Origin of the sequence: Candidatus Avelusimicrobium alvi (assembly GCF_958451995.1) — a bacterium.
Classification (GTDB): domain Bacteria; phylum Elusimicrobiota; class Elusimicrobia; order Elusimicrobiales; family Elusimicrobiaceae; genus Avelusimicrobium; species Avelusimicrobium alvi.
The window spans coordinates 21,570-33,887 of sequence record NZ_CAUDSG010000017.1 but is presented as its reverse complement, the minus strand read 5'-3'; the positions used below and the strand labels follow the sequence as shown (position 1 = coordinate 33,887).

Genomic DNA, 12,318 nt, shown 5'->3' with positions numbered 1-12,318 from the left:
GTGTAACCTAAACCGAACCCCCAGCCTAGCTGGGGGTTTTCACAACATACAAAAAACCCCGCCGGCTCGGCGGGGTTTGTAAACACGCAAAAGCTGTCAGACGGCGTAAGTAAATATCTTGCTTTCATACGGTTTTAAGTTGAGCTCGCAGCCCTGGGAAAGCATTTCCGGCGTAACAGTTATTTTCTGGCCGGTCAGTTCCTCCACAATCCCGTTGCCGGAGCCGTACACCCCTTTCATGGACAAACGCCCTTTGGCCGGTGCGCCGCTGTAGTTAATCACAATCAGCTTGCCCGTATTCATTTGTTTCCACTGCCAGGCCAGGATATTGCGGTTGGTGTCGTTGCCCATTTCGGCCGGAGCCACGTCGCGCAAAGACCACTGCCCGCCGTGGAAAGCCGGGTCCGACGCAATACGCAGGAGGTTGGTGTAATACTCCAGCACCTCTTTGTTTTCCTGGAAATCGTCGTTGATGTACTGAATCGGCATACGCGCCGGGCGCCCAAGCAGCTGGAACAGATGGAACATACGCGCGCCGGGCAGGGTGGCGATGATGGTGCTGGCCGCCAGCGATTTTTCTTTTCCGAACGCTTTTAAGCTTTCTTCCTCGTCGTGATTGGCCGTAAAGCGGATGGAACGCATCTGAAACAGGTGTTCCGCGCCCAGGTGACCTTTGATGTTTTCCGGATTGGAAAAGCGCAGCCGGTCGTAGAGCACTTTATCGTACGTGTAATCAAACCCCAGTTCCTGAATATCCCATTCCAGGCCCCAATACACTTCGGCAATAAAAATAAATTCGGGGTGTTTTTCATGCACGGCCGTCAGGGCTTCGCGCCAAAATTCTTCTTTGGGCAGCGTACCGCCGATAAATTCCCACCACGTGTCGCGGTGGACTTTGCTCAGCATCAGCATCGCCATATCGCAGCGCACGCCGTCGCACAAATTGGCGACGCGCTCCAGATTGGCCAGCATAAATTCGCGCGTTTTGGGATTAAAATAATTCAGCTGGGCGGTATCCGTCCACGGCGCAAAATACGGGTCGCGTCCGTGCGCGATATACACGCCGTTCGCGTTTTTAAAAAACCAGTCTTTGTGCGCGTGCGGCTCCTGCGTGCCGGTGTTGATGTATAAATCGGGATCGGAAGTGACGGTCGGGCTGTCAATGGCCGTATGATTGCCCACAAAGTCCAACAGCAGACTGATTCCTAACCCGTTGAGCTGGGCGCGCAGCGCGGCCAGTGCGGCGTTGCCGCCAAACACATCATCCACTTCGTATTCGTACACGGCGTACGGCGAGGCGGTGATGTCTTCCGGTTTGAAATCGGGTTTAATGGCGCGGATTTGGTCCTGTATTTCTTTGTTTTCCCGCGCGATTTTCTGCGCGGACGGACTCAGTTTCCATACCCCCATAAACCAAATGGCGTCAAACCCTGCTTCTTTGACCTGATTCCACTGTTCCTGCGGAATGTCGGCCAACGTGAAGCGACGCCCATACTGCGTTTCCAGGCGTTTGAGCCAGGAACGCGTATTGATTTCTAAAATATGCGGATTTGTCCTCATAACGTATTTCCCCTATTATTTTTATAGCACTTTACGGGACGGTTGTAAACCTTTTTTTACCGCGCGGTAACCAACCGGGGTTTACACGGGTTTATCCCCCTTTTTCGGCCGGACACAAACACACGGGCGGGCACAAAAAACTTCCGCCCCCAAAGCAGGAGGCGGAAGTAAATTTCAGGACGGAAGAACAACTTTATTTGGCTTCTTCTTCCACCTCGCACGCCTCTTCCTCTTTAACGACCGGAGCGATGCGGGCGATTTTGTCCCCTTCTTCCAGCTTCGCCAGCGTAACGCCCTGGGCGTTGCGGCTGACGGAGCGGATGTCGGCGCAGCGGACGCGGATGGTCATCCCTTTTTCGGTAACGATCATCAGGTCTTTGCTTTCGTCCACCAGCTTAATGCCGACGACGGAGCCGTTCCGGGCGCTCGTTTTAATGGTGATGACGCCCATCCCGCCGCGGTTCTGGCGTTTGTATTCGCTGAACTCGGTGCGTTTGCCGAAGCCGTTTTCGCAGACGGACAGCACGTCCGGCTGGGGCTGGTCCGACGGCGCATGTTCCATACCCACCACTACGTCGCCCTGGGCCAGGTTGATGGCGCGCACGCCTTTGGCCGGGCGGCCCATGCAGCGCACCTGGTTTTCGTCAAACCGGATGGATTTGCCGTTTTTCGTGGCTACGATAATGTCGGACTTGCCGTAGGTGGTTTGTACGCCCACCAGCACGTCGCCTTCTTCCAGGCCGATGGCGATAATGCCCGAGCGGCGGATATTGGCAAACTCGCAGAGTTCCACGCGTTTGATGCTGCCGAAGCGGGTGCACATCGTGAGATACGTGTTATCACAGTGTTTGGGGTCAAAGTCTTCTATCGCCACGGCGGAGGTTACTTTTTCTTCGCCGGTCAGCTGCAGAAGGTTTACAATCGCTTTGCCCTTGGACATGCGGTTTCCTTCCGGAATTTCAAACGCCCGCAGGGCGAACACGCGGCCGCGGTTGGTAAACATCAAAATCGTAGCGTGAGACGAAGTGATAAAGAGGTGTTCCATAAAGTCTTCTTCCTTCGTTTTGCTGCCGATGATGCCTTTTCCGCCGCGGTTCTGGCTCTTGTAGGTGGAAAGCGGAATGCGTTTGGCGTAACCGTCGTTGGAAATGGTGATGACGACGTCCTCTTTCTCAATCAAATCTTCCATAGAGAAGTCCGTCATATCGGCGCCGATTTCGGTGCGGCGGGGATCGCCGTAGTCTTTTTTCAGTTCCTGGAGCTCTTCCACAATAATGTCCAAAATGCGCTGGGGGTTGCCCAGAATAGACTGGAGCTCTTCAATCAGTTTCAACAGGTCTTTGCGCTCGTTTTCAATCGCGAGGGCGGACAGCTGCGTCAGCTGGTGCAGGCGCATATCCAGAATGGCCTGGGCCTGTACCTCGGACAGCGAAAAACGCGTCATCAACGTAAATTTGGCTTCGGTCGGGTCTTTGGCTTTGCGGATGATGGCAACCACTTCGTCCATATTCGCAATCGCGATCAATAAGCCGTTTAAGATGTGTTCGCGTTTCTGCGCTTTGTTTAAATCAAATTTCGTGCGGTTGGTAACAATTTCGCGGCGGTGCTTTACATAGGCTTTCATCACTTCTTTCAGCGAAAGCACGCGCGGGCGGCCGTCCACAATCGCCAGCATATTGACGGGGAAAGACGTCTGCAGCTGGGTGTGTTTATACAAATGGTTCAGCACCACCTGGGCGTTGCCGTCGCGTTTTACTTCAATTACCAGGCGCATGCCGCGTCTGTCCGACTCGTCGCGGATGTCGGAAATATCGGTGACTTTTTTATCGCGCACCAGCGCCACGATGCTCTCAATCAGCGACGTTTTGTTCACCTGGTACGGAATGGCGGTAACGATAATGGCTTCGCGGCCGTTTTTGCGTTCTTCAATTTCCGTGGTGGCCTGCACCTTTACGCTTCCGTGGCCGGTTTCAAAGTATTCGTAAATGCCTTTGGTGCCGCGGATGATGGCGCCGGTCGGAAAGTCGGGCCCCTTGATGATTTTCATCATATCCTTGGTGGAAATATCGGGGTTTTGGATGTAGGCGATGATGCCGTCGCACACTTCGCCCAGGTTATGGGTCGGAATATTGGTGGCCATACCTACCGCGATACCGGACGAACCGTTGACGAGCAGCGCGGGCAGTTTGGCCGGCAGCACGGAGGGTTCGGTTAAGGATCCGTCGTAGTTGGGAATCATTTTGACGGTGTCTTTATCCAAATCGCCCAGCATTTCTTCGGAAATGCGCTGCAGGCGGCACTCGGTGTAACGCATGGCGGCGGCAGAGTCTCCGTCAATAGAACCGAAGTTACCCTGGCCGTCAATTAACGGTTTTCTAAGGGAAAAGTCCTGCACCATACGCACAAGCGTATCGTACACGGCGATGTCGCCGTGCGGGTGGTATTTACCCAGCACGTCGCCCACCACACGGGCGGATTTTTTGTAGGCTTTGTTATATTTCAAGCCCATTTCGTTCATGGAATACAACACGCGGCGGTGTACGGGTTTTAAGCCGTCGCGCACGTCGGGCAGGGCGCGCCCGACGATAACGCTCATCGCGTAGTCAATGTAATACGAACGCATTTCTCCCGCGATGTCGCGCTGTTGGATATCGCCGAACAAGTCCACGTTGGCGTTTTGGGCTTGGGGCTGGTTGTTCATTTCTTCGCTCATTAAAAATATCTCCTGATACGGATAAATCGTTTCCGCGCCGGGGTTGGTTAAACGCCCCGGGCGCGGTGGGTTAAATGTCCAAGTTCTTTACTTCCAGGGCGTGGGACTGGATGAAGTCGCGGCGCGGTTCCACGCGGTCGCCCATCAGCATGGTGAACGCCTGTTCGGTGTCGGCCGCGTCGTTGATTTTTACCTGGATAAGTTTGCGTTTGGCCGGATCCATCGTGGTTTCCCACAGTTGTTCGGGGTTCATTTCACCGAGACCTTTGTAGCGCTGGATGCTCGCGCCCGCGGAAGCGGCTTCTTTTACCGCCTGCAAGAGTTCCGCCAGGCTGTACACCAGTTCATCCGTTTTGCCGTTGTTTACTTTAAACAGCGGGTTAATGCGGTCCTTTTCGCTTTGGATGACGGGATACTGCGCGAAGGTAAAGCCGAAAGCTTCCATCTTCTTTTCATCGGCCAGCAGTTTGCCGAATTCAAACAGGCTCTGGTGTTCGGGAATCAGGCTGTCGTTGCTGACGGCGGACACGTCCACGCCGTCGGCCGCGAGTTCTTCGCGTTTTTCCTGCATATACTGGTCTTCGTACTCGCGGTATTCCTGTTCCGCATAGAAGTAGCGGAACCCGCCGCTTTTGAGCGGAATGCGGTATACCGGCACTTTGCCTTCGGACAGAAACGCCATAAAATCGGCCAGCGTAATATTCTTAATTTCCAGCTTGCCCAAAATGTCTTCCACGTCGCGCAGAATTTTAAGCAGGTCTTTTAACTGCTCCGCGTTCAGGGCTTCGTTTTTCTTGACGTCGGTTACCGTAACGGTGGCCAGGCCTTCTCTCATCAGCCACTGCTGCATTTGGTCTTCCGTCTGCAAATACTGTTCCATTTTGCCTTTTTTCACTTTATAAAGCGGCGGCTGCGCCAAATAAATGTGTCCGCCGTCAATCAACGGTTTCAACTGGCGGTAGAAGAACGTTAAAAGCAGGGTGGAAATGTGCTGTCCGTCCACATCGGCATCAGCCATCAGGATGATTTTGTGGTAGCGGAGTTTGGAAATATCAAAACCGCCGTCCCCTTCGCCGACCCCGGTGCCCACCGCGGCAATCAGGTCGCGCACGGTGTCGCTGGAGAGAATTTTCACCAGCGGGGCTTTTTCCACGTTTAAAATTTTACCGCGCAGCGGCAAAATGGCCTGGAACACGCGGTCGCGCCCCTGTTTGGCCGAACCGCCGGCCGAGTCGCCTTCTACGAGGAAAAGCTCGCACTTGGCCGAATCGCGTTCCTGGCAGTCCGCCAGTTTGCCGGGCAGTCCCCCCCCTTCTAGCGCGCCTTTGCGGCGGGTTAAATCGCGCGCTTTGCGGGCGGCTTCGCGGGCCACGGCGGCGCCGACGCATTTTTCGCAGATGGCGCGGGCCGTTTTGGGGTTTTCTTCAAAAAAGGTGGACAGCGTTTCGCCCACCACGGAGCGAACGATGCCTTCCACTTCCGAGTTGCCGAGTTTGGTTTTGGTCTGGCCTTCAAACTGCGGGTGCGGAATTTTGACGGACAAGACGGCGGTTAAGCCTTCTTTGATATCGTCGCCGCCCACGGAAATGTCTTTGTGTTTGGAAAGATTGTTGTTCTTGATGTATTCGTTGATGATACGCGTTAAAGAGCTTCTGAAACCGCTTAAATGCGTACCGCCTTCAATCGTGTGGATGTTGTTGACGAACGAAAACACGTTTTCGGAATAGCTTTCGTTGTACTGGATGGCAAACGAAATATAATTATCCCCCACTTCCTTGGTCAGGTAAATGGGTTCCGGATTAATGACGGTTTTGTTCGTGTTTAAATACTTTACAAACTGCGCGATGCCGCCTTCAAAGTGGAAGGTAACGGTTTGATTGTCTTCTTTGCGCTCGTCGGTGTAAATAATTTTTACGCCCGCGTTTAAAAACGCGAGTTCGCGCAGGCGGTTGCCGATGGTTTCATACGAAAAAGCCAGCTCGCCGAAAATTTCTTTATCGGCGTGGAAGGTTACTTTCGTACCGTGTTCATTCGTATCGCCTACGATTTTTACGGCTTCTTCGGGTTTGCCGCGGTGGTAGCACTGATAATAGACGTGGCCGTCTTTTCTTACTTCCACTTCCATCGTTTCGGAAAGCGCGTTGACGCAGGATACGCCCACGCCGTGCAGACCGCCGGACACTTTATAGGCGCCGCTGTCAAACTTACCGCCGGCGTGCAGTACGGTCATCACGACTTCCAGGGCGGATTTATTGCGAAGTTTGGGGTCCTTGGCGTTTTTCATCGGGTCCACGGGAATACCGCGGCCGTCGTCCTGGATGGAGCAGGTCATATCGTCTTTAATCGTAACGGTAATGGTGGTGGCGCCGCCGGCCAAAATTTCGTCCACGGAGTTATCCACCACTTCATACACCAGGTGGTGCAGGCCGGGAAGCCCGGTGGAGCCAATGTACATGGCCGGGCGTTTGCGGACCGCTTCCAACCCTTCTAAAACGGTAATTTTGGAAGAATCGTAATCCTTCTCTTTCTGTTCGTCAGTCATTCAAAACTCCTTAGTGAAAATACTTCTAAAAAAATACAAAACTACTGAATTTCTATTTTGCCAATCCACGGCTCGTCAAAATGTTTATTAAGTTCCGTAATCAGCTGGCGGCGGCGCGCGATCAGTTCGTTCCGCGCCACCGAAATTTTTACCTGCACGTAGAGCGTATCTTCTTTAACAGCCTTGAGCACCCAAAACCGGTTTTTGTTTCCCACCAGCTGATTCCAGACGTGGTCCAAAATCATCAGGCGGTTCAGCCGTCGGTTCAGCGGATTATAACTGCGGTCCAATTCCTGGCTGGAGCGCCATTCTTTTCTGGGTTTTTGGCCAAACTTCATTACGCTCTCACGGGCATAATGACGTACTTGAACGTCGCGTCGCCCACGGGCTCAATCAGCACCGGCTGAGACGCGTTGATAAACGAGAAAGACACTTTCTCCGCAGAAATGTTTTTCAGTACGTCAATAATATATTGCGGGTTGAAGGCCGCGTCAAACGCTTCCTGCGTGTATTCCACGGGCAGTTCGTCGGTAAATTCCATATTCTGCGAATTGGAAGAAACCGTCAACGCGTTGTTTTCCAGTTTGTATTTGACCACGCTGCCAAACTCGCCGGCGCACAAAGCGGCGCGGCGGGTGGAGGCCAAAAGTTCTTTGTCAAACACCTCAAACGAAATGTTTTTCTTCGTCGGAATTACCTGGTTATAGTTCGGGAAGTTGCCTTCAATCAAGCGGGAAATAAACGTGGTTTCGTTCATCATAAAGCTGACCTGGTTGGACGAAACGTTTACTTCAATTTTGCTGTCTTTGCCGGGTTTGGCGATGCCGATATAGCGGCAGACTTCGTTTAAAATTTTAGTCGGGATGATGATTTTAAATTCTTTGCTTCCCGGCAGCGCCGCGTGCGTGGCCACGGCCAGGCGTCCGCCGTCGGTGGCGACGATTTCAAACTTGTCCGCGGTATTGTTCCACAGCAAACCGTTTAAAATATAGCGGGTTTCCTGCGTGGAGGCGGAAAACGCGGTGCGTTCAATCATCTGCTGCAGCTCCAGCGGATCCAGGGACACGCTGTTGGCGCGTTCCACTTCGGGGATGGCGGGATATTCCGACTTGGGGGTTCCAATCACCCAAAATTTGCTTTTGCCGGATTTGATATGAAATTTGTTGTTTTCGTCGCTGTAGAGATTGATTTCTTTATCATCGGGAAGGTTTTTGATGATGTCGGAAAATTCTTTTATCGGGACGGTGATGCTGCCTTCTTCTTCCACTTCGGCGTTGACGTAGTGGACGGTGGCCATTTCCATATCGGTGCGGACGAGTTTTAACTTATTGCCGTGCGCCTCCATCAGGAAGTTGTGCAGGATGGGCAGCGTGGTCCGGGACGATACGCCCGCGGACACAATCTGTATGCCTTCCAAAAAGGTTGCTTTAGTAATATTTATTTTCATATCTTAATCCCTATTAATATGTCCTGTTTATGGTGTGGATAGTGTGATTTGCCCTATACAGGCCGCAGGCCTTGGCTGTGCATAACCTGCTTGTTTTGTCCACATCATCCACCGCCAAAAATGTTACCCGCCGTTTTGGGGTTTTATAAACTGCTTATCCACCGTTTTTTACTTTTTATCCACAGCCTTAATATCCAGGATAACCTGGTTGATTTCGGCCGCAAAGAACGGGTCCGCCGCCACTTTTTCTTTTACTACGTCGCGCGCGTGCACGACGGTGCTGTGGTCGCGGTTGAATTCCCGCCCGATTTCCGGCAAAGACAGGTCCGTCAGTTCCGTGGCCAGGAACATCGCTATCTGGCGCGGCCACGCGATGGACTGCGTTTTGCGTTTGGAATTAAAATCTTCCATCTTAATGTTAAAATGTTTGCCGACTACTTTTTTGATGGAATTTACGTTAATGGATAAATCGGTTTCGCTCACCAGAATATCGGCCAGCAGCTCTTTGGCGATAGCGATGGTGGGCGTTACGCCGTGCATTCCGCAGTAGGCCACCAAGCGGAACAGGGAGCCTTCCAGCTCGCGGATATTGGTTTGTATGCCTTCGGCGATAAAAGAGAGTACGTCGTCGCCGATGTCAAAATTGATGGATTCGCGTTTTTGGCGCAGAATCGCGATGCGGGTTTCCAGGCTGGGCCGCTTGACTTCGGCGATAATGCCGGACAGCAGACGCGAGGAAAGGCGTTCGTCCAAATCCAGCTGCTGCGGCGTGCGGTCCGAAGACAGCACAATCTGCTTGCGGCTTTCAAAAAGGGCGTTAAACGTGTAGAAAAATTCCACTTCGCTGGCGGCTTTGCCGGCCACGAATTGAATGTCGTCCATTAAAAAGCAGTCCAGCGAACGGTATTTTTTGCGGAAGCTTTCGGATGATTTATTTTGCAGCGCTTCAATGTATTCGCTGACAAATTCCTCGCCGGACATATACAATACTTTGGCGTTGGGATTGTCTTTTAAAATTTGGTTGCCGATGGCGTGAAGCAAGTGGGTTTTGCCCAGGCCCGGAGAAGAATAAATCACCAGCGGGTTGTTTTCGCGGTTGCCCAGTTTGTGCACCACGGCTTCGGCGGCTTTGTAGGCGAAGCGGTTGGACGGCGATTCAATAAAATTCGCAAACGTGTACGAAGAATTCAAACGCGACGGAAACGGATTCTTTTTTATCGCGGGGGCGGCGGGAACCGGGCGCACGGGGATAACGTCCTGCGCGGAGCTGACCGCCGGGGCGGGATCCTGCGCGGCAACGTCGTACACGACGGAGATTTCCGCTCCCAAATGTTTTAAAAAAGCGTCCGTAATAATATGCTGGTACCGCTCGCGGATGGTTTTGCCCCAGAACTGGTTGGGCAGCGAAATGGTCAGGACGGTGCCCTCGTACGAAAAGCGTGCGGGGCGCAGCCACATATCATATGTATCTTTTCCTATAATATTTTCAATGTCCTGAAAAATAGGAACCAGCAGGGGATAAGCTTGTAAATTGTCCACAATAATGCCGCCATATAAAGATAAGGATTTCTTTAATATTACCACTTATTCAGCCCCAGGTCAATGGATTAAAATGTAAAAATGGCGTTTAAACCAATTAAAACGCGTAATTTAACGGTTTTGGATTTTTTGGCTACCCTAACCCCAAAAAACCGTTTAGTCCTTTAAAAACTCAGTTTTTACGAAACAAACCTGCTTTTGCAAAGTTATCCACAGTTTTTAAAAACTAGTTACTTTTTAGGCTTGTACAAGGGGGGATGCGAACATATAATAAAAGAACCTGGAGGGGAAAATATTATATACTATATTAATAGGAATAATTATTAATAAGGAAAATACTATGGGAAGAGATAAAATTACCATGAACGGTTTACCGGCCAAAGTGGCGGGGAAAGACCTTAAAACAGGAGACCGGGCGCCCGATTTTATGCTTACGGGCAATGCGCTGGAAACGGTCAAAAAGACGGATTTTGACGGCAAAGTGCTGGTCATCTCCTGTGTGCCTTCCCTGGATACGCCGGTGTGCAGCCTGGAAACGCGCCGCTTTAATATGGAAGTGGACAAGCTGCCGGAAGGCGTTATCGTGCTGACCGTCAGCCGCGACCTGCCTTTTGCGCAGACCCGCTGGTGTGCGGCCAACGGCGTAAAAAAAGTGATGACCGCATCCGATTACCGCGATTACGGCTTTGCGCGCGACTATGGCGTTTTGCTGGAAGATTTGGGTTTGCTGACGCGCGCCGTGTTTGTGGTGGATAAAGAAGGTATAATAAAATATATCCAGTTCGTGCCGGAAGTAACGCAGGAGCCGGATTACGAAGAAGTATTAAACGAAGTAAAAAAATTGTTATAAACGGGGGGAGTATTGTATGACGAAAATAAACGAAATTTATAAATGCGCCGTTTGCGGCAACATAGTGGAAGTGGTGCACGCAGGCGCGGGAGAACTGGTGTGCTGCGGCGAACCCATGAAACTGCAGGTGCCCGGAACTACCGACGGAGCGGCCGAAAAACACGTGCCCGTGATTGAAAAAATTGAAGGCGGCTACCGCGTTAAAGTGGGCAGTGTGGCGCACCCGATGATTGATGCGCATTATATTGAATGGGTGGAACTGATTTGCGAAAAATGCGGCAAAGTGCAGCGCAAGTATTTAAAACCCGGCGACGCGCCCGAAGCCGAATTTGAAAGCAAGTCGGACAAAGTGCTCGCGCGCGAGTATTGCAACCTGCACGGTTTGTGGCAGAAAGAAAATTAATTTGGCGCGCCCTCTTCCAGCAGGGGAGGGCGCTTATTTAACTCCAGGAGATCCTTCTTATGATGGAAGCCGTAAAAATTTCGGAACATGTATATTGGGTGGGCGCGATTGATTGGAACATTCGCGATTTCCACGGGTATTCCACCAAGCGCGGTACGACGTACAACGCGTATTTGGTGATGGGGGAAAAACCCACGCTGATTGATACCGTCAAAAAAGAATTCTACGGGGAAATGATGGAACGCATCCAAAGCGTAATTGACCCCAAGAAAATTAAAATTATTATTTCCAACCATTCGGAAATGGACCATTCGGGCGCGCTTCCGCAGACGGTCAATCTCATCCAGCCCGAAGAAGTGTACGTGTCGGATATGGGCTTTAAAGACATTACCGCCCAGTTCCACTGCGATTTAAAATTAAAAACCGTTAAAACCGGCGACCGCATTGACGTGGGGGGAGACACCATCTCTTTCGTGGAAGCGCGTATGCTGCACTGGCCGGACAGTATGTTTTCGTATCTGGAAAAAGAAAATATCCTGTTTACCAACGACGTATTCGGCATGCACTACGCCACCGGCAAATTGTTTGACGACGAAAACGAAGAACGGCTGTGGATGTACGAAGCCGAAAAGTATTACGCCAACATCGTGCTTCCGTATTCCGACATTGTGCTCCGCTTCCTGGCACAGGTGCAGAAGATGGGGCTTTCGCCCCGGATGATTGCGCCGGACCACGGTTTTGTGTGGCGCAAGGATCCGTCTAAAATTGTCAATTTGTACGCCAAGTGGGCGGCGCAGGCCCCGAAGAACAAAGCGATCGTCGTCTACGATACGATGTGGGGCAGCACCGAAAAAATGGCCAATTACATTACCGAAGGCCTGCGCGAAGGCGGTACGGAAGTAAAACAGCTTTCCATGCACAGCAATCACAGAAGCGACGTGGCGACCGAACTGTTGGATGCAAGCGCTCTCTTGATTGGCTCGCCGGTGCTTAACAGCCAGATTTTCCCGGCTATGGCCGACGTGCTGTGCTATTTAAAAGGCCTTCGCAAAAAAGGGCTGGTCGGCGCGGCGTTCGGCTCGTACGGCTGGAACGGCGCTCCGGTGGACGAGCTGACCAAAATGTTGGAAAGCATGAACGTGGAAATTGCCGCTCCGGCGATTAAGTCTCCGTTCGTGCCCGACGAAAAAATCAAGCTGGCCTGTAAAGAACTAGGCCTCGCCGTCAGTAAAAAACTGGCGGAAAAAGTAAAATAACGGGGAGC

9 protein-coding genes are annotated in these 12,318 nt (G+C 51.9%); 3 read left to right on the top strand and 6 right to left on the bottom strand.

The annotated features are described in order from the left end of the window. Positions 1-96: 96 nt before the first annotated feature. The 6 genes from ACQY36_RS04665 to dnaA form a co-directional block, all read right to left on the bottom strand. A complete protein-coding gene (locus ACQY36_RS04665) occupies positions 97-1,560 on the bottom strand; it encodes an alpha-amylase family glycosyl hydrolase (protein WP_428078047.1) in 1,464 nt (487 codons plus the stop codon). Positions 1,561-1,753: 193 nt separating this feature from the next. After that, the gene (gene gyrA, locus ACQY36_RS04660; RefSeq protein ID WP_428078045.1) at positions 1,754-4,273 is read right to left on the bottom strand and encodes a DNA gyrase subunit A; all 2,520 of its coding nucleotides are present in this window, start codon (positions 4,271-4,273) and stop codon (positions 1,754-1,756) included. Positions 4,274-4,343: 70 nt separating this feature from the next. Next, positions 4,344-6,815: a DNA topoisomerase (ATP-hydrolyzing) subunit B gene (gene gyrB, locus ACQY36_RS04655; RefSeq protein WP_428070978.1), complete on the bottom strand. Its 2,472-nt coding sequence runs from the start codon at positions 6,813-6,815 to the stop codon at positions 4,344-4,346. A gap of 41 nt (positions 6,816-6,856) precedes the next feature. Next, the gene (locus ACQY36_RS04650) at positions 6,857-7,153 is read right to left on the bottom strand and encodes a DciA family protein (RefSeq protein WP_428070979.1); all 297 of its coding nucleotides are present in this window, start codon (positions 7,151-7,153) and stop codon (positions 6,857-6,859) included. Further along, positions 7,153-8,262, bottom strand: coding sequence for a DNA polymerase III subunit beta (dnaN, locus tag ACQY36_RS04645; protein WP_428057418.1), 1,110 nt, complete (start codon positions 8,260-8,262; stop codon positions 7,153-7,155). Before dnaN ends, ACQY36_RS04650 begins: the two co-directional genes overlap by 1 nt. A gap of 168 nt (positions 8,263-8,430) precedes the next feature. Continuing rightward, positions 8,431-9,801 (bottom strand): chromosomal replication initiator protein DnaA, encoded by a 1,371-nt coding sequence (gene dnaA, locus ACQY36_RS04640; RefSeq protein ID WP_428057420.1) that lies wholly within the window; start codon positions 9,799-9,801, stop codon positions 8,431-8,433. Positions 9,802-10,141: 340 nt separating this feature from the next. Here dnaA and tpx point away from each other — a divergent pair, with 340 nt between their 5' ends. The 3 genes from tpx to ACQY36_RS04625 are packed head-to-tail and all read left to right on the top strand — an operon-like array spanning position 10,142 to position 12,310. Then, complete coding sequence (gene tpx / locus ACQY36_RS04635; RefSeq protein WP_428078043.1) at positions 10,142-10,651, top strand: thiol peroxidase; 510 nt, start codon at positions 10,142-10,144, stop codon at positions 10,649-10,651. 16 nt (positions 10,652-10,667) lie between these two features. Beyond that, on the top strand, positions 10,668-11,054 hold the full coding sequence (locus ACQY36_RS04630) for a desulfoferrodoxin (protein ID WP_428078041.1): 387 nt from the start codon (positions 10,668-10,670) through the stop codon (positions 11,052-11,054). Between the two features lie 59 nt (positions 11,055-11,113). After that, positions 11,114-12,310 (top strand): FprA family A-type flavoprotein, encoded by a 1,197-nt coding sequence (locus tag ACQY36_RS04625; protein WP_428078039.1) that lies wholly within the window; start codon positions 11,114-11,116, stop codon positions 12,308-12,310. Positions 12,311-12,318 lie beyond the last annotated feature (8 nt).

Bases quoted from the DNA above. Each gene is read 5' to 3' on its own strand.
- ACQY36_RS04665 (WP_428078047.1), bottom strand. From the start codon at position 1,560: ATGAGGACAAATCCGCATATTTTAGAAATCAATACGCGTTCCTGGCTC.
- ACQY36_RS04650 (WP_428070979.1), bottom strand. From the start codon at position 7,153: ATGAAGTTTGGCCAAAAACCCAGAAAAGAATGGCGCTCCAGCCAGGAA.
- ACQY36_RS04625 (WP_428078039.1), top strand. From the start codon at position 11,114: ATGATGGAAGCCGTAAAAATTTCGGAACATGTATATTGGGTGGGCGCG.
- tpx (WP_428078043.1), top strand. From the start codon at position 10,142: ATGGGAAGAGATAAAATTACCATGAACGGTTTACCGGCCAAAGTGGCG.
- ACQY36_RS04630 (WP_428078041.1), top strand. From the start codon at position 10,668: ATGACGAAAATAAACGAAATTTATAAATGCGCCGTTTGCGGCAACATA.
- gyrB (WP_428070978.1), bottom strand. From the start codon at position 6,815: ATGACTGACGAACAGAAAGAGAAGGATTACGATTCTTCCAAAATTACC.
- gyrA (WP_428078045.1), bottom strand. From the start codon at position 4,273: ATGAGCGAAGAAATGAACAACCAGCCCCAAGCCCAAAACGCCAACGTG.
- dnaN (WP_428057418.1), bottom strand. From the start codon at position 8,262: ATGAAAATAAATATTACTAAAGCAACCTTTTTGGAAGGCATACAGATT.